Origin of the sequence: Flavobacterium sp. 11, from assembly GCF_002754315.1 — a bacterium.
GTDB classification, from domain to species: domain Bacteria; phylum Bacteroidota; class Bacteroidia; order Flavobacteriales; family Flavobacteriaceae; genus Flavobacterium; species Flavobacterium algoritolerans.
The window spans coordinates 1,613,946-1,632,662 of the sequence record NZ_PEFE01000001.1; the positions used below are offsets into that span (position 1 = coordinate 1,613,946).

14 protein-coding genes are annotated in these 18,717 nt (G+C 33.9%); 6 read left to right on the top strand and 8 right to left on the bottom strand.

Translation table 11 applies throughout. From position 1 onward, the window contains the following. The first annotated feature begins 15 nt into the window (after window positions 1–15). The 3 genes from CLV00_RS07065 to CLV00_RS07075 all read left to right on the top strand — a co-directional run bounded on the left by CLV00_RS07065 (window position 16) and on the right by CLV00_RS07075 (window position 3,342). Window positions 16–2,028 carry a TonB-dependent siderophore receptor gene (locus CLV00_RS07065; RefSeq protein WP_199074768.1) on the top strand — a complete coding sequence of 671 codons (2,013 nt, stop codon included), beginning with the start codon at window positions 16–18 and terminating at the stop codon, window positions 2,026–2,028. A gap of 18 nt (window positions 2,029–2,046) precedes the next feature. Beyond that, window positions 2,047–2,388: a heavy-metal-associated domain-containing protein gene (locus tag CLV00_RS07070; protein ID WP_099714461.1), complete on the top strand. Its 342-nt coding sequence runs from the start codon at window positions 2,047–2,049 to the stop codon at window positions 2,386–2,388. Window positions 2,389–2,661: 273 nt separating this feature from the next. Then, complete coding sequence (locus CLV00_RS07075; protein WP_099714462.1) at window positions 2,662–3,342, top strand: DedA family protein; 681 nt, start codon at window positions 2,662–2,664, stop codon at window positions 3,340–3,342. Between the two features lie 290 nt (window positions 3,343–3,632). Here CLV00_RS07075 and CLV00_RS07080 read toward each other — a convergent pair whose 3' ends face one another. From CLV00_RS07080 to miaB, 8 genes are all read right to left on the bottom strand, one after another. Beyond that, window positions 3,633–5,990, bottom strand: coding sequence for a hypothetical protein (locus CLV00_RS07080; protein WP_143394881.1), 2,358 nt, complete (start codon window positions 5,988–5,990; stop codon window positions 3,633–3,635). A 115-nt stretch (window positions 5,991–6,105) separates the two neighbouring features. Next, a complete protein-coding gene (gene groL, locus CLV00_RS07085; RefSeq protein WP_099714464.1) occupies window positions 6,106–7,734 on the bottom strand; it encodes a chaperonin GroEL in 1,629 nt (542 codons plus the stop codon). 39 nt (window positions 7,735–7,773) lie between these two features. Beyond that, window positions 7,774–8,049: a co-chaperone GroES gene (gene groES / locus CLV00_RS07090; RefSeq protein ID WP_007137725.1), complete on the bottom strand. Its 276-nt coding sequence runs from the start codon at window positions 8,047–8,049 to the stop codon at window positions 7,774–7,776. Between the two features lie 139 nt (window positions 8,050–8,188). Further along, window positions 8,189–8,533, bottom strand: coding sequence for a preprotein translocase subunit SecG (gene secG / locus CLV00_RS07095; RefSeq protein WP_099714465.1), 345 nt, complete (start codon window positions 8,531–8,533; stop codon window positions 8,189–8,191). An 83-nt stretch (window positions 8,534–8,616) separates the two neighbouring features. Continuing rightward, complete coding sequence (locus CLV00_RS07100; RefSeq protein ID WP_369800919.1) at window positions 8,617–9,387, bottom strand: hypothetical protein; 771 nt, start codon at window positions 9,385–9,387, stop codon at window positions 8,617–8,619. Between the two features lie 80 nt (window positions 9,388–9,467). After that, complete coding sequence (locus CLV00_RS07105; RefSeq protein WP_099714466.1) at window positions 9,468–9,971, bottom strand: LptE family protein; 504 nt, start codon at window positions 9,969–9,971, stop codon at window positions 9,468–9,470. Between the two features lie 100 nt (window positions 9,972–10,071). Beyond that, window positions 10,072–11,328: a sigma-54-dependent Fis family transcriptional regulator gene (locus CLV00_RS07110; protein WP_099714467.1), complete on the bottom strand. Its 1,257-nt coding sequence runs from the start codon at window positions 11,326–11,328 to the stop codon at window positions 10,072–10,074. An 81-nt stretch (window positions 11,329–11,409) separates the two neighbouring features. Then, on the bottom strand, window positions 11,410–12,855 hold the full coding sequence (gene miaB, locus CLV00_RS07115; RefSeq protein WP_099716270.1) for a tRNA (N6-isopentenyl adenosine(37)-C2)-methylthiotransferase MiaB: 1,446 nt from the start codon (window positions 12,853–12,855) through the stop codon (window positions 11,410–11,412). Window positions 12,856–13,250: 395 nt separating this feature from the next. Here miaB and topA point away from each other — a divergent pair, with 395 nt between their 5' ends. From topA to gldK, 3 genes are all read left to right on the top strand, one after another. Continuing rightward, complete coding sequence (topA, locus tag CLV00_RS07120) at window positions 13,251–15,770, top strand: type I DNA topoisomerase (RefSeq protein ID WP_099714468.1); 2,520 nt, start codon at window positions 13,251–13,253, stop codon at window positions 15,768–15,770. Window positions 15,771–15,842: 72 nt separating this feature from the next. Then, window positions 15,843–16,994 (top strand): formimidoylglutamase, encoded by a 1,152-nt coding sequence (locus CLV00_RS07125; RefSeq protein ID WP_099714469.1) that lies wholly within the window; start codon window positions 15,843–15,845, stop codon window positions 16,992–16,994. Between the two features lie 267 nt (window positions 16,995–17,261). Continuing rightward, complete coding sequence (gene gldK, locus CLV00_RS07130) at window positions 17,262–18,671, top strand: gliding motility lipoprotein GldK (protein WP_099714470.1); 1,410 nt, start codon at window positions 17,262–17,264, stop codon at window positions 18,669–18,671. The last annotated feature ends 46 nt before the right edge of the window (window positions 18,672–18,717 follow it).

Sequence of the window (18,717 nt, forward strand, 5' to 3'; positions counted from 1 at the left end):
CATTAAAAATCAATCATGCAAAAACAAATTTCAATACTTTTATTGTTCTTCTTTTGCGCTTTTAATTCTTTTGCTCAAGATACTTTGCAGGAGATAAAAGTAAAAGGCAACAGTAAAAGTTTAAAAAAATCATATAGCTTAACGGCTAATACTACAGTACTGACAAGCAAAGAGCTACTCAAAGCTGCTTGTTGTAATTTAGCAGAAAGTTTTGAAACCAATCCTTCAATCGACGTTAATTTTTCGGATGCTTTGACGGGAACGAAACAAATAAAAATGCTGGGATTAACGAGTCCTTATTTGATGATTACTGAGGAAAATATTCCTTCGGTGCGTGGTGCTTCTCAAGCCTACGGATTATCATTCACTCCGGGAACTTGGGTCGAAAGTATTCAAATCACTAAAGGAGCTGGAAGTGTAGTTAACGGCTTCGAAAGTATTTCGGGACAAATTAATACCGAATTGATAAAGCCCATTAGCGATATTCCATTTTTTCTTAATGCGTATGGTTCAACAGATTCTCGATTCGAATTAAACACGCATTTCAACAAGAAAATTTCCGAGAAATGGAGTAGTAGCTTGTTTGTTCACGGAAACACGAGGGTTTCAAAAAACGATATGAATGACGATGGTTTTCTGGACAATCCATTAGCAAAACAAATCAATGTTTTGAACCGTTGGCAATATACCAATGCCGAAAAAGGATGGGTAAGTTTCATCAACTTCCGTTATATGAATGATCAAAAACAAACAGGAGAATTAAATTTTGACCCTGATAGAGATAAGGGGACAACGAATTATTGGGGCTCCGAAATCAATACAGAACGGTTTGATGTTTCCACTAAATTAGGGTATGTTTTTCCGGATATGCCGTATCAGAGTATTGGTTTTCAAAATGCTTTTAATAGTCATGATCAAAATTCTTATTTTGGGTTAAATAAATATAATATTAAACAAAAAAGTTATTATTCGAACCTTATTTTTAATTCGATTATCAATAATACAAAACATAAATTTTCAACGGGTCTGAACTTCACCTATGATAAATACGGTGAGTTTGTCAATGCAAATGATTACAGCAGGATTGATAATTCGGTTGGCGCTTTTTTCGAATATACCTATGATAACACAGATGATTTTAGTGTAGTTCTTGGCGGTAGAATAGACAATCATAATCGTTTGGGAACTTTTGCTACGCCAAGATTGCATGTGCGATACAATCCTTGGGAGAAAGGTGTTTTGCGATTTTCAGCAGGAAGAGGGAAACGAAGCGCTAATGTTTTTGCCGAAAATCAACAGCTTTTGGCAAGTTCAAGAACCTTTGATTTTTTGGATACCAATGGAAAAATATACGGTTTGAATCCTGAAATTGCATGGAATTACGGGCTGAGTTTTATGCAGGGCTTTTTACTTTTTGGTAAAAGTGCTGATGTTGGTTTTGATTTCTACAGAACCGATTTTCAAAATCAGGCAGTTGTTGATGTGATGCAAAGTCCGCAACAGGTTTTGTTTTACAACTTAATTGGGAAATCGTATGCCAATAGTTTGCAAGTAGAGTTTAATTATGAATTAGCTAAACATTTTAATTTGAGGACAGCCTACAAGTACTATGATATTCAAGCGGATTATTTGTCAGGAACGTATCAAAGGCCATTGCAGGCAAAACATCGTTTCTTTGGGAATTTAGGATATGAAACCCATATTTTGGATAAAGGAAAACAATGGAAGTTTGATTATACTTTCAATTGGCTCGGCAAACAACAATTGCCCAATACATCAACAAATCCTGTAGAAGATAGGCTACCAGAATTATCGCCATCATTTTCTGTGATGAATATACAAGTTACACGAACTTTTTCTTCTACTTTTGAAATCTATATTGGTGGAGAAAATATTGGAAATTACAAACAAGATAACGTTATCTTGGGTAATGAAAATCCATTTGGTCCTACTTTTGATGCGTCGATAGTTTATGGTCCAGTTTTTGGACAAATGTATTATGCGGGTTTACGTTTTAAAATTAAATAGTCTTAAAAAAATTAAATTATGAAAAATATAATTGTAGTACTGTTACTGACATTTGTTGGATTTACAGTTCAGGCTCAAGAAGTGAAAAATAAAAATGCTAAAGTTGAATTTCATGTGAGCGGGAATTGTGAAATGTGTAAAAAGAGAATTGAAAAAGCGGCATTAAGTGTCTCGGGAGTGAAATCTGCCGATTGGCATATGGATTGTGGCACTTTATATTTGATTGCAAACGAACAGAAAACGGATGTTCTTACGATTCAAAAAGCGATTGCAAAAGTTGGTCACGATACAGATGAAGTCAAGGCATTAAAGGAAGATTATGAAAAGCTTCATACTTGTTGCCAATATGAGCGAAAATGATTTTAAAGAAAACCAAAGTGAAAGCTTTGGTTTTTTTAATGCCATATTTTGAATGTTTTTTTGAATGAAATTATGGTGGTTAACTATAAAAAGCCATGTTTTTAAAGCGCTAGAATCCCGAATAAAAAAAACAATATTTGATTGTTGGCAATGGAAAGTTAATTCGGCTAATTTAAATAGTTAATAAAACTTTAAAATAGTAGCATAAATTGTGGTTAAGATATATTATCCGTACTTTCACGCACGAATAATTTTAGCATAAAACACCGTAGAATGAACGATTTTGATTGGAAGAATTTGATTGACCCGCTTTTTTATATTCATTTTGATGTTAATGGAATTAAATTGGGTATTTATATAGTTTTATTTATTGTTTTTGCAGAAACAGGTCTTTTTGCGGGGTTCTTTTTACCAGGAGATAGTTTGTTGTTTTTAGCAGGGATTTACAGCCGTGATTTAATAGAAAACATTTTATTCATTGAAAATGATTTTGCGAATGTTGTTCTTTTATCAACACTTGTGGCTTTAGCAGGTATCTTGGGTAATGTTGTTGGATATTGGTTTGGTTCAAAAAGCGGTTATTACTTGTACAATAAGGAAGATAGTTTTTGGTTTAAGAAAAAATATTTAGTTCAATCAAAAGATTTCTTTGAAAAATACGGAGGCAAAGCAATTATTTTTGCTCGATTCCTGCCAATATTTAGAACATTTGCGCCAATAGTAGCTGGAATTGTTTCTATGGACAAAAAGAAATTTATGTTTTATAACATTTTAAGTTCTTTCATTTGGTCATTCACATTGATTTTCGCAGGGCATTATTTATATGGTTTTCTACTTGAAAATTATCAGATTGATTTGAAAGAGCACATCGAAATAATTGTTATAGCTTTAGTTGGGATTACTGTTTTACCGGTAATTTATAAGTTCAGCAGAAAGTCAAAAACTCAAGAATAATTAATGATTTTTTATCATAAAAAAACCGTCTCGTAAAAACAGAGACTATTAAAGAAGTCATTTTGGAATTTGATAATAATGAATAAGAAGGAGCATAAATCTAGAGTTTATGCTCCTTTTTTTGCATAGATTCAGGAATTAATGAGATGTACATATTTATAGCAGTAAAAAAAACAGCTTAGTGCGTATTCTGATTTAGATGACTAAATAGTACCTATAGCTGATTTTCTTAGTAAAGCCAATGGGTTAATTGATTTTACTTATTATGAATTATCGAAAAAAGAGTTTTTTTATAAATCAATAATTTGCGTTTCAGAAATCAGTTCGCCATTATAAGTAAAACCTTCTATAATTATTTTTATTTTTTTCTGATTGAAATTTGGAACATCAATTTGAGAACTATTTTTTTGGTCCGTTAATAGGGTAGGAATCCAATTAATTACCCCGTAATACAAAAAACCTTGGCTCAAAGTTGAATTATAGTTAGAGTTTTCAAATTTTGGTGCTGTAGTAAAACCATTTGCCAATTCTGAGCTTTTTACATTAGTTTTTAGAGTACTATATATAGGTTTTTTAGTGTATATCCTTATGATTCCTTGAAGATTTCTACCAGATGGGATTAATGCATTCGGATTCATGTATATTTCTTCCAGTTCATTCATTTGTATGTTTTGCAAATAGGAAAAGTCCCTAATTTGAATATTGTCGACAAAAATTTCGGGTCGAGCTGGAATATTTGAACCAGAATTTAGGACCGTAATGCTAACATCCATACCATTGTCAGACACCTTAAATCCACGAGTATTAATAAAAGTTAAAAGGTTCATTGTCTCTTGTTCGGAAATTTTATAACCTCTTAAATTTCTATTTTCCATAGTGTTGGCATGGGTTAACATATTTTTTTTAGCCTCTGCTTTAACAGTGACAGTATTTAATTCAATAATGTCATCTTCGAAAACAGGTAATTCTAAAATTTGAGAGTTTGTTGTTTGTTGTAAGTCGGTAGGGTTAAATCCTTTAAATGGGAACTTATATTCTCGATTACCATTTGTTATTTTCGCTGTATGAGTTAATTTTAAAGGTGTTGCTTCAACGTTTTTGAGCAAACTGAAATCTACTGAAGCTGAGTCTTTCAATACCAGATATTTGAATTCAAAATCTCCTGTTTCAGTTATAGGAGATTGAACATTGATTTGATGATGAAACGCACGGAATCTAATGTTGTAATCTTTCGCATTCTTTAAAGTAGGAGTCAATACTCTTCCTTTTACCGTAAGTCCCATGTCAAATTCATAATTGGGTTGTGGTGGATTTTGAACAATTTCGTTCCACGAGTATTTGGATTTTGATTGATTGAGCATGGCTAAGTCCAACTCGTATTTCTTGGCGGTATTTGGGTTCGTTTGGTATAAATCAATGTTTTTTATTGGTTTAATTAAATAGAAATTAGATAAAAAATCAGAAGTTATGGAAGTGTTTTTTTCGGTTGCAATAGAATTTGCGGGTACTATTGAAACGCTGAGGTTAGCATCGTTCTGACTGGATAGACCTTCAATTTGTATGGTACCAGTGTTAGTTGTTTTTTTAGAAAGAGTAAACTTTTGAGTTAAATTAGGGAGTTTGATGATGGTTCTTTCTGCAAGCTGATTCATGTTTTCATCTATAATTCGCACCGTATTGACGCCATTGGAGATGTTTTCGGTTGAAAATATGATATTTTGCTCTAATGAATTTGAATCTAAAGCAATATCAAATAGTAAAGCCCTTTCATCTTGCTGAACAACTAAAAATAATTGCTTTGATTTTAAATCATTAAATGTTGTAGCATTCGTTTTGATTTTAACTGATGCTTTATTGTTTAATGTATAACAATTTACTTCAAGAGACAATCCTTTAGTAGAAGGGTTTGGGAGTGTTTGTTGAATGATTTTGTTATTTATTTCTAACGTTAGTGAATAGGGATCATTTTTGGGTGTAACAATGAATTTTCCCAATCCATCGCTATTAATTGCAATCTCTGAAACTACTTCGTTAATGCTGTTTCTTAATTTTGCTGTCAAATTTCCAATTGGATTATTGAACATGTCTACGATTTTAACACCAACGGTATTAGTGATTCCATAAACTAAAGTGCCACCTTCTGGATGAATTTCTATTTGAGCAGATGCCAAATTGCTTTTTGTAGTGTCGAAAAAATCGGTCTTTGCAGGATTGATGATTTTTATTGGATATATGCTAGACTCATTTTCTTGGAAGTTATTCATCCAATTAGTATACACTTGAATGTAATAATTCCCAGAGGGCAATTTCTTTAAATCTTTGAATGCTCCTTCAAAAGTACCCGTATTTGAGTAGGCAAGTTGTTGATTTATTTTTATGCCTGCTTGATTGTACAGAACTACAAAAACGTTCATAGTTTTGTAAAAAGGTAAAAGTTCCTTTCGGTTGTAAGCATAGCCCTTAAACCAAATATCTTCTTCGGATAAATATGTATCTTTATTTAAGTGTAAATGAATGTTTTCTCGCTCTAAAGCAAAATAGTTATTTAGTTTTTCTACTATTTGTTCTTTCGGTCCATTAGTTTGACTGAAGTTTTTAGGGCAGAAAATAAACAAAAAAAGGAGTAGCCAATTAAGTTTTGATAACATAAAAATCAGTATCAGGAGGTTAATTTTGATTTGTATCTAAAACTATAAATATAAAAATAAAATCCGAAGTGATGAGCTTCGGATTTTATTTTTTTAAGATTTTTCTTAATTTTTATTACATCATTCCTGGCATACCTCCACCCATTGGGTTTCCACCGCCATTATCTTCTCTAATATCAATCAAAGCACATTCAGTAGTCAATATCATTCCGGCAACCGAAGCTGCGTTTTCTAACGCTACACGAGTTACTTTTTTAGGATCAATAATACCTGCTTTAAGCATGTCAACATATTCATCCGTTTTTGCGTTGTATCCAAAATCACCTTTTCCTTCAGCAACTTTTGCAACAACAACTGAACCTTCAAGACCTGCATTTTCAACAATAGTTCTCAATGGAGACTCTACAGCACGAGATACAATTTGAATTCCTGTTGCTTCATCAGCGTTGTCAGCTTTTAGAGTGCTTAATGCATTTTTAGCTCTCAATAAAGCAACACCACCACCGGCAACAATTCCTTCTTCAACAGCAGCACGAGTTGCGTGAAGTGCGTCATCAACTCTGTCTTTTTTCTCTTTCATTTCTACTTCAGAAGCAGCACCAACATAAAGTACAGCAACTCCACCAGCTAATTTAGCCAAACGTTCCTGCAACTTTTCTTTGTCATAATCAGAAGTGGTAGCTTCCATTTGACCTTTGATTTGGTTGACACGATTTTTGATGATATCAGCTTCGCCAGCACCACTTACAATTGTAGTGTTGTCTTTATCGATAGTCACTTTTTTAGCAGTCCCTAGCATTTCGATAGTTGTGTTTTCTAAAGTGTATCCTCTTTCTTCTGAAATTACTGTTCCTCCGGTTAAGATAGCAATATCTTCAAGCATTGCTTTTCTTCTGTCTCCAAAACCTGGAGCTTTTACAGCAGCGATTTTTAAGGCTCCGCGTAATTTATTTACCACCAATGTAGACAATGCTTCACCATCAACATCTTCAGCAATAATCAATAATGGTTTTCCAGATTGAGCAACTGGTTCCAAAACTGGTAATAATTCTTTTAAAGAAGAAACTTTTTTGTCATACAAAAGGATGTAAGGATTTTCCAATTCTACTTCCATTTTTTCTGAATTAGTAACAAAATAAGGAGAAAGATATCCTCTGTCAAATTGCATTCCTTCAACAACATCAACATAAGTATCAGTTCCTTTAGCCTCTTCAACAGTGATAACACCTTCTTTTCCTACTTTTGCGAAAGCAGTAGCGATTAACTCACCAATTACTTCGTCATTGTTAGCAGAAATTGAAGCAATTTGTTTGATTTTTTCAGAATCACTTCCTACTACTTTTGCTTGTTTCGCTAAGTCAGCTACAATAGCCTCAACCGCTTTGTCAATACCGCGTTTCAAATCCATTGGATTTGCACCTGCAGCAACGTTTTTCAAACCTTCTTTTACGATAGCTTGTGCCAAAACAGTTGCAGTTGTAGTTCCGTCTCCGGCTAAATCATTAGTTTTTGACGCTACTTCTTTTACCATTTGAGCACCCATGTTTTCCAAGGGATCTTTTAATTCAATTTCTTTTGCAACGGTAACACCATCTTTAGTAACGTTTGGTCCACCAAAAGCTTTTCCAATAATTACATTACGACCTTTTGGTCCTAGCGTTACTTTTACCGCATTTGCCAATGCATCAACACCACGTTTTAAACCGTCACGTGCTTCAATATCAAATTTTATATCTTTTGCCATTTTAATTTTATTTGTTAATTCGTTTATTTGTTAATTCGATTATATTATTGCTAAAATATCGTCTTCACGCATGATCAAATAATCTTTTCCTTCCAGTTTTAATTCCGTACCAGCGTATTTTCCATAAAGCACAGAATCACCAATTTTTACAGTCATTGTGTGTTCTTTTGTTCCGTTTCCAACAGCAACAACAGTTCCTTTTTGTGGTTTTTCTTTTGCTGTATCTGGAATAAAAATTCCTGAAGCAGTTTTTGTTTCAGCTGCAACGGGTTCGATAAGAACTCTGTCTGAAAGAGGTTTAATGTTTAAAGCCATGATTGTATATTTTTATATTATTTATTTTTATTACGGTTATGGAGATTTCAGAAATTGTGCCATCCTAATGAAACTGACATAATTTCTTATAAAAAATGCCAGCTTTGACAGGCTGGCATTTAGAATATGTTGTAATAATTTATTCTGCTGGATTTGTTGCAGCAGGAGTATTTTGAGCAGGAGCAGCTGGCGTGTTTGTAGCTGGTGCTGCACTTCCTGTGTTTTCGATGATTTTAGAATCAGTATCACTTAATGTTCCTGTAAAGCTTAAGCTAGAAAGTAATATAAGTGCAATTAGTATAGTTGCTAATGTCCAAGTGCTTTTGTCTAAAAAATCAGTTGTTTTTTGTACTCCACCTAACATTTGAGAACCACCTATTGTAGATGATAATCCTCCACCTTTAGGGTTTTGAACCATGATAACTACGATTAATAGAAAACAAACTATAGTTATTAAAACTAAAAAAATTGAAAATGTGCTCATTGTTTAATTATTATTATGTTGTAAAATCTTAATATCCGATATGCGGTCTGCAAAGAAACTACTTTTTTCTGGATATTTCAAAATTAATATTTCATAAGCTTGAATCGCTTTTTGATATTTTTTTGTTCTAAATATACTCTGGCCAAAGTCTCTGTCATCAAGAAAGAATTGTCGGCTGCATTTAAGTCAAAAGTAACGGTCGAAGCAACTCCATGTTTTACCGGAGAAATCTTTGGACTGGCTTCAATAAACTTATCGATTAATTCTAATTTCTTTCTTTTATCTTCATCTATTATAGGAAGTGGTAAATTAATAGCACTTTCTTTCTCTCTTTCGATAGGTTCAGTGCGGGAAAGTTGAAGCCATTCTTGAAAGGAATGTTGCTCACTTTTAGAAAAATCTAAAGGTTTTCCAATTGCCAGTTTCTCTTCGGTAGTTTTTGAAGCATCATCAACATCGACAGCAGAAGCTTCTTTTATTGATGTGAGTATGGATCTTTCTAAAGAATTTATTTTAGATTCCGTTTTTTCTTCAGTAACAATGGTTTCACTGTCGACCACATTTATATCAAGAATTTCTAGTGCTTTTTTATCGTAAAGACCTTTTTGAATCGAAGTGAACGTATCCGAAGTAATGAAGTCAAATAAAATAGATCGGTCAGTTGAATGTGCTGCAGTAACTTTTAAAGCAGTATTGTATTTAAAGCTATTTTGATTGTAAAGCCCTTTTAATTGAATTGCTCTGGCACTTTGAAAATAAGGAAACTCAACGAGTACTTTTTCCAAAGCTTCCGTTTGCTTTTCATGAATAGCATCAGGTTTATTAATCAAATAAGTATAATCGGTTACGTTCATAAAGGGTATTCGTTTATTTGGTTATTCGTTTGTTTGTTACTCGGTTAACCGAATCAACAAATTATCGAATTTAAACCCATTTACCATTTTGCAAGTGACTCATTAAAGATGTCTTGTGTAATTCTTTCAAAAATTTCCTTTAAAGCACTGTTCAAAGTTGCTCCTGTCAATTGTTGTTCCGCAGGATAATCATAGAAAAAAGTGAATGGTTTTTCAAAATCATCTGTTTCTTTTTTCTTATTAGTAAAACGAACATTCACTCGAATTGTTAATCGGTTCTGAGCTGCTCGCTGATCTGCAGTAGCAGTCATTGGACTTATTCTGTAATCTACAATTTCTCCTTCGTAAGTCAAATCAGCACTACTTTTGACCAAGTTTAAATTGGTTTGATTCTGGATTAAATCTTGAAGTTCTAATGTAAATGTTCTGTCAATACCAGGTTCAATTAATTCAGCGTTATTTTGAAAAAAGCCAACTTGAAATGTTTCGGCATCAATTTTACCAGTTCCGGTAAAGTTATAAACCGAGCAACTGTTGATGCTTACTATAATTATTGAAAGCAGAATAAGTTTTATATATTTCATTTTCTATTTTAAAATTTGCTTCGCCGGTTTGCTAACGCTCGGGTCAAAGATATTCTTTTTGAATTAAATCATTTGTGTCTTAGTGCTTTTGTGGTAAAAACTACAAGTCAAATTGTTTGATTTTTCTATATAAAGTCCTTTCAGAAATGCCTAATTCGTCTGCGGCAGCTTTTCGTTTTCCTTTGTTTTTTTCTAATGATTTTTTAATCATTTCGATTTCTTTTTGCTCTAAACGCAACGTTTCCTCCTCTTCGATTGTTTCTGCAAAAAGATAATTATCATCATGTTCCTGATACAGCTCTTCATTGTTTTGAGTAGTGATTAAGGCTGATCTTGGTTCTTCTTCAAAATCTATTTCGCTATCATTTTCTTTCGAACCATATATTTTTTTTATCAAATGCTGATTGGTTTCTTGAACTTTAGACACGCCGTTTTGAATCAATTCCAAAGTTAATTTTTTCAAATCGTTCAAATCACTTTTCATATCAAAAAGTACTTTGTACAAAATTTCTCTTTCGGTACTAAAATCACTTTCGCTTTTCTTATCCTTTATCACAGATGGTAAATTGTTTCCCAGAACTGGCAGATATGATTGTAAAGTCACGGCTGAAATATCACGATTAGTTTCCAAAACAGAGATTTGTTCGGCTACATTTCGCAATTGACGAATATTACCGCTCCAACGAAACTTCTGCAATAATTGGATAGCGTTTTCGTCCAGTTTTAAAGGTGGCATTTTATATTTATGGGCAAAGTCAGCAACGAATTTCCTGAATAACAAATGGATGTCATCTTTTCGATCGCGTAAAGGAGGCAAAGTAATATCTACTGTACTTAAACGATAATATAAATCCTCACGGAATTTCCCTTTTTCGATAGCATCAAATAAATTGACATTTGTAGCGGCTACAATTCGTACATCTGTTTTTTGAACCTGGGAAGAACCTACTTTTATAAATTCGCCATTTTCAAGAACACGTAACAAACGCACTTGAGTAGTTAAAGGCAGTTCACCAACCTCGTCCAAGAAAATAGTACCGCCGTCAGCTACTTCAAAATAACCTTCACGTGTATTGGTTGCGCCGGTAAAAGCGCCTTTTTCATGACCAAAAAGTTCACTGTCAATCGTTCCTTCAGGTATGGCTCCGCAGTTTACGGCAATGTATTTTCCGTGTTTTCTGTGCGAAAGCGAATGAATAATTCTAGGAATATTCTCTTTTCCCACACCGCTTTCTCCCGCTACTAAAACGGTAATATCAGTTGGAGCTACCTGAATGGCTTTTTCTATCGCACGGTTGAGCTTCGGGTCATTCCCGATAATCTCAAATCGTTGTTTTATAGCTTGAACTGATTCCATATTTTATTTTTGTTTAAAGTTCTATTTGTTTAAAGTTTCAAGTTATTGAGACAACTTTAAACCTTAAATTTTAAACTTTTCTTAATTCATCTCACTCAAACCAACTGCTGCTCCTTTCAAAGTTCCGCTGGTACAAGAAATAATTCTCACATTCACAAAATCCCCAATCTTGTAATTTTCTTTCGGAAAAACCACCGTAATACTTTGTGAATTTCTTCCTGAAAATTCTTCTGTCGATTTTTTTGAAACTTTTTCTACCAAAACTTCTACCGTTTGTCCAATGAATTCCTCAGAGCGAAACCAAGCGTGTTTTTGTTGTAAGTCGACAATTTCCTGTAATCTTCTTGCTTTCGTTTCTTCGGTAACGTCATCTTCCATTTTTCTTCCTGCCAATGTTCCCGGACGTTCTGAATACGAATACATATAACCAAAATTATATTTTACATACTCCATCAAACTCAAAGTGTCTTGATGATCTTCTTCGGTTTCTGTAGGGAAACCAGCAATCATATCCTGTGAAATCGAACTGTTTGGAATAATAGTTCTGATTTTGTCAATCAAAGTCATGTATTCTTCACGCGTGTGCAAACGGTTCATTTCTTTCAAAATTCTATTGCTTCCGGACTGAACCGGCAAGTGAATGTGTTTGCAAATATTAGGATGTTTCGCAATCACATGCAAAACACTTTCGTGCATATCTTGTGGATTAGAGGTCGAAAATCGGATTCTCATTTTAGGGAAACCAACAGCTACCATTTCCAGTAATTGGTCAAAATCAACTGCCGTAGCTTTTTGCATTTCGGTAGCATTTTCAAAATCTTTCTTCAATCCGCCACCATACCAAAGGAAACTATCTACGTTTTGTCCCAAAAGTGTAATTTCTTTAAACCCTTTGTCCCACAAATCTTGAATTTCCTTCATGATACTTTGAGGCTCACGACTGCGCTCACGTCCACGGGTAAACGGCACCACGCAAAACGTACACATATTATCACAACCACGAGTAATTGAAACCAAAGCGGTAATTCCGTTGCTCATCAATCGAACCGGCGAAATATCACCATAGGTTTCGTCTTTCGACAAAATCACGTTAATCGCATCACGACCTTCTTCTACTTCCAGTAAAAGGTTTGGTAAATCTTTATAGGCATCAGGACCCACAACAAGATCAACGATTTTTTCTTCTTCAAGGAATTGACTTTTCAATCGTTCCGCCATACAGCCTAAAACGCCCACTTTCATTTTTGGATTAATACGTTTTACAGCATTATATTTTTCCAAACGTTTGCGAATAGTTTGCTCCGCTTTGTCCCGAATAGAACAGGTATTGACCAAAACTAAATCGGCTTCTTCCAGAACTTGCGTTGTATTGTATCCGTTTCCGGATAGAATAGAAGCTACAATTTCACTGTCCGAAAAATTCATCGCACAACCGTAACTTTCTATAAATAGTTTTTTTGTGTTCTCAGGTTTATTCTCCAGAACAAGACTTTCGCCTTGCTTACTTTCTTCAATAATCTTTTCCATCATGTATTTTCAAAGCACAAAGATAACGCAATTCAAATAAATATGACAAGATGTCAGATTAAGAATTAACACTATTTTAAGGCATTTTTTCTGGGGAGCTATTTACTTCGTCAGTTCGCTTTGCTTGTGTCCCGCTTTCCGTTACAATCCCAACCCTTCGGGACTCACAAAAAAAGTAAAGTTTCCAAAGTCCTAAAAAAAAGCTTCCGTTGTTCGCTTTTTTAGAACAGGGAACTTTTACTTTTTTGCTCTGGGCTTTTCACTATAGTCGAGGCTAAAAAACAGTCGAGTATGTCAATAACTTACCTATTAATGATTGTGAAATAATTCAAAAATAAAATCTAAAGCCCAATATTTAAAAAAATTAGATACTTTTGTCCCAGAAAAATAGAGCAATGGCAAAGAATTTAGTTATAGTTGAGTCCCCTGCAAAGGCAAAAACAATCGAGAAATTTCTAGGAAGTGATTTTCAAGTAGAGTCCAGTTATGGGCATATTGCTGACTTACCTTCCAAAGAAATTGGTGTAGATGTGGAAAATGGTTTTAAACCCAAATACGAAGTTTCTGCCGATAAAAAAGCGTTGGTCACTAAATTAAAAGGATTAGCAAAAAAAGCCGAAATGGTTTGGTTAGCAAGTGATGAGGATCGCGAGGGTGAGGCTATTTCTTGGCATTTAGCCGAAGAATTAAAATTAGACAAAACCAAAACCAAGCGAATTGTTTTTCACGAAATTACTAAAACTGCGATTCTAAAAGCAATTGATAATCCACGAGAAATCGATTATAATTTAGTTAATGCACAACAAGCACGTCGTGTTTTGGACAGATTAGTTGGTTATGAATTGTCGCCTGTACTTTGGAGAAAAATTAAAGGGGGACTTTCTGCGGGTCGTGTACAATCAGTGTCTGTTCGTTTGATTGTAGAGCGTGAAAGAGAAATTCAGAATTTTAAAGCCATTGCAACATATTCTGTTGTGGCTGAATTTACTAACGAATCTGGAAAAACATTCAAAGCCAAACTGCCTAAAAATTTCAATACTAAAAAAGAAGCCGAAGATTTTTTAAATAAAAATATAGGTTCTACATATAAGGTAGCCGATTTAGAAACGAAGCCTACCAAAAAATCACCAACTGGACCTTTTACAACTTCGACTTTGCAACAAGAAGCCGCCCGTAAATTGTATTTGCCTGTTGGAATTACCATGCAACTCGCACAGCGTTTGTACGAAGCCGGACTTATTACTTATATGAGAACGGATAGTGTGAACTTATCTAAAGATGCAATGGAAGCAGCTGAAGCGGAAATCATCAAATCCTACGGAAAAGAATTTTCTAAACCTCGAACTTTTGTCAATAAAAGCAAAGGAGCACAGGAAGCGCATGAGGCGATTCGTCCTACGGATATGTCAAGACATACGGTAGATATCGACAGAGATCAAGCGCGTTTGTATGATTTAATTTGGAAAAGAACATTGGCTTCGCAAATGAGTGATGCACAATTAGAACGTACTAACGTGAAAATTGAAGCAAATAATCACGGTGAAATATTCACGGCATCTGGAGAAGTTTTGCTTTTTGAAGGTTTCTTGAAAGTATACTTGGAAGGTCATGATGACGATGAAGAGGAGCAAGAAGGAATGTTGCCTGCGATGAAAGTCAACGAAAAATTACAAAACAATTATATCTCAGCAACCGAAAGATATTCTAGACCACCAGCAAGATATACGGAAGCTTCTTTGGTAAAAAAATTAGAGGAATTAGGAATTGGTCGTCCTTCTACTTATGCGCCAACAATTTCTACTATTATCAACAGAAATTATGTAGAGAAAGGAAATCTTGACGGTCAAGAACGTAATTATACGCAATTGACTTTACAATCCGGGAAAGTAGGAGAGAAGTTACTGAAAGAAAATACAGGTTCTGATAAAGGGAAATTAGTTCCTACAGATATTGGAACTATTGTTACAGATTTCTTGGTTAAGAATTTTGGAAACATTTTAGATTATAATTTCACTGCAAAAGTGGAACAGGATTTTGATGAAATTGCAGAAGGAAATATCGTTTGGACAAAAATGATGCAAGAGTTCTACGATAAATTTCACCCAACTGTGAAAGATGTAGAAGCGAATGCAGATAGAGAAAGCGGTGAAAGAATTCTGGGAACTGATCCAAAAACAGGGAAACCAGTTTCGGTGCGTTTAGGGAAATTTGGGCCAATGGCACAAATTGGAGCTGCCGATGATGAAGAGAAAAAATTTGCCAGTTTAATGGCAGATCAAAATATAGGAAACATCACTTTAGAGGAAACTTTGAATTTATTCTTGTTGCCAAAAAATCTTGGAGAATATAAAGGAGAAGAAGTTGAGGTGAGTAATGGTCGTTATGGTCCATATATTCGTCACGGAGCCGCTTTTGTTTCGTTGCCAAAAGGAGAAAATCCTCTAGATGTAGATTTTGAAAGAGCTCAGGAATTAATTGATGAAAAAGCCGCCGCCGATGCGCCAATAGCAGTTTATAAAGGAGAAGGTGTACAGAAAGGTGTGGGTCGTTTTGGTCCTTTTATCAAATGGAACGGTTTGTTTATTAATGTGAGTAAAAAGTATAACTTTGATAATCTTTCTCAATCGGATATTGAAGCCTTGATTGAAGATAAATTGCAAAAGAATATTGATAAGGTTTTACATAATTGGGAAGAAGAAGGAATTTTAGTTGAAAAAGCCCGTTGGGGACGTTCGGTAATTACTAAAGGTAAAATCAAAATTGAATTAAGTAAAGATGTTGATGCCACAAAATTGACATTAGCCGAAGTTCAGGAAATGATTGCCAAGAAAACACCAGCAAAAAAAGCACCGGCAAAGAAAGCAACAGCGACAAAAAAACCAGCAGCTAAGAAAGCAGCTGTTAAGAAGAAATAAGTATAAACACATTCCATTCTTACCTTCCCTCTCCTCTGAAGAGGGTTGTGGAGAGGAAAAAAAAGAAATAAAATGGAATTTGATTTTCTGAAACCCGTAGATGATGAAATCCTTGCTTATATAAACGTATTGACTTCTCAGCAATTGGGAAGTAAAATTGTGCTGCATACAGAAAAACAGTTTCCGGATTTAAATAAGATTAAAATTGCTGTAATAGGCGTTTTAGAAAATCGAGGAGACAAAAAAGCTGTTTCGGATGTAGATTTAATACCACTTAGAAAAGAGCTTTACGGATTGTTTCCAGGGAATTGGGATGCTTCTATTGCTGATTTAGGTGATATTCTGGCAGGAAATTCTGCTGAAGACACTTATTTTGCCTTAAAAAAAGTGGTTGCAAGTTTAATCAAGAAAAAAATAACTCCCATAGTTATTGGCGGTTCTCAAGATTTGACGTACGCGCTCTATAGAGCTTACGATGATTTGGAACAAATGGTCAATCTAGTTTCCATTGATAATAAATTTGATTTTGGTAAGGATGAAGAGGAAGTCTCGTCTTCGTCTTATTTGACAAAAATAATTGTAGACGAGCCTAATAATCTTTTCAATTATTGTAATATTGGGTATCAAACGTATTTTAATTCGCAGGAAGAAATAGATTTGATAGAAAAACTGTTTTTTGATGCCTATAGATTAGGGGAAGTTTCTAATAATATTTCTATTTCGGAGCCTGTTTTTAGAGATGCTGATTTAGTAAGTATTGATTTGAATTCGGTTAAATCATCTGATTCTGGAAATTTTATTTCGTTTGCACCAAATGGTTTTAATGGAAAAGAAATTTGTTCTTTGTCACGATATGCGGGAATAAGTGATAAAGTATCGTCATTTGGAATATTCAATCATAATAATTCGGCACAAGAATCTGTCATCATCGCACAGATAATTTGGTATTTCATAGAAGGGTTTCATTATCGTTCTAATGAGTATCCTTTTGGAAGCAAAGAGAATTATTTAAAATACATTGTTCCATTAGAAGAAGAGGAACTTGTTTTTTATAAAAGTGATAAAACGGATCGATGGTGGATAGAAATTCCATTTATTTCAAATGTTAATAATAAACTAAAAAGAAATACGTTATTACCATGTTCCTATGAAGAATATTTATTGGCATGCAACCAAGAATTGCCTGAAAGATGGTGGAAAGCACAACGAAAGAATATTTTGTAATCATTATTTTACATTTACAATTCTGTCCTTGAAAATTGTTTAAAAATTAATGGATTTTATAAGCTTAACATTATAAAACAGATAAAAAAATCGATTTTTGTGTATTTTATCGATTATTTTAGCATTTTATCGACAAAATATTTTTTTTGTATTTTATTTAACATTATTTTTGAGCTCAAATTAATTTCATAACAAAAATATTGTTTTATTAATAAATAATAAATAGGTTTACACACTTAAAAATAATGAATAGATAACCAAATTTATATGAAGAAGTTCATTGCATATACGTCAATTTTGGCCCTTTTAATCGGCTGTGGTAAATCAAGCGATAAAGGAGAATTAGTTGGTATTAATGGAGGTAAATGGCATCCTGAAAAGCCTTATGGAATGGCTTTAATTCCTGGTGGTGCTTTTATTATGGGTAAATCAGATGGTGATTTAGCTAATGTGGAAGATGCTCCTACAAAAACTGTTACTGTTCGTTCATTTTATATGGATGAAACGGAAATTACCAATAGTGAATACCGTCAATTTGTAGAATGGGTAAAAGATTCTACTATGAGAGTTAGATTAGCTATTCTTGCTGATGAAAGTGGTCAGACTGCTGGTGCGGGAGATCCTAAAGGTAAAGGTAAAAATGCCGGAAGTATTGGTGATTTTGCTTTTAATGATTCAGATCCTGAAAAGATGACAGCTTATGATAAATACATGTATGATAATTATTATAGTGTAGGTACTGCTGATGATCCTTATGCAGGAAGAAAGCTTAACAAGAAAGTGAAACTAATCAAGGATACTAAGTTGTATCCAGATGCATATTACGCCGAAGTAATGGATTCAATGTATTTGCCAATAGAGGCTTCATACAATGGATTAAGAACTATAGATGTAAATAAATTAAAATTCCGTTATTCTTGGATGGACATTCAAGCAGCTGCAAAAGCTAAAGTTGGAAATAGAAAAAACTTCATCAGAACAGAAGAAGTAAAAGTATATCCTGACACAACGGTTTGGATTAAAGATTATGCTTATTCTTATAATGAGCCAATGCACAATGATTATTTCTGGCATAAAGCTTACGGAGATTATCCAGTTGTAGGAGTTAAATGGACTCAGGCAAAAGCTTTTTGTGCTTGGAGAACTTTAAATAAAAACACCTACATAAAATCTAAAAAGAAAGGTCACGATTTAATAAACTCTTTCAGATTGCCAACAGAAGCAGAATGGGAATATTCAGCAAGAGGTGGTTTAGAATCAGCTACTTATCCTTGGGGTGGTCCTTACACTAAAAATGACAGAGGTTGTTTCTTGGCGAATTTTAAACCTAACAGAGGTGATTATGCGGCTGATGAAGCTTTGTATACTGTAGAAGCAAAATCCTATGAGCCAAATGGTTATAATCTTTATAATATGGCTGGAAACGTTTCTGAGTGGACTGATTCATCATATGATCCAAATGCTTACGAATATGTTTCTTCAATGAACCCGAATGTTCAGGATTATAAAAATCAAAGAAAAGTGGTTCGTGGTGGTTCATGGAAAGATGTTGCTTACTTCCTTCAAGTGAGTACTCGTGATCATGAATATGCAGATTCTGCAAGAAGTTATATCGGTTTTAGAACAGTTCAAGATTACATGGGACTTCAAACCACCGGTAACGGGAAAAAGAAATAAATAAAAGAAACCAAATCTATATCTATTAAATTAAAAAAAAACTATT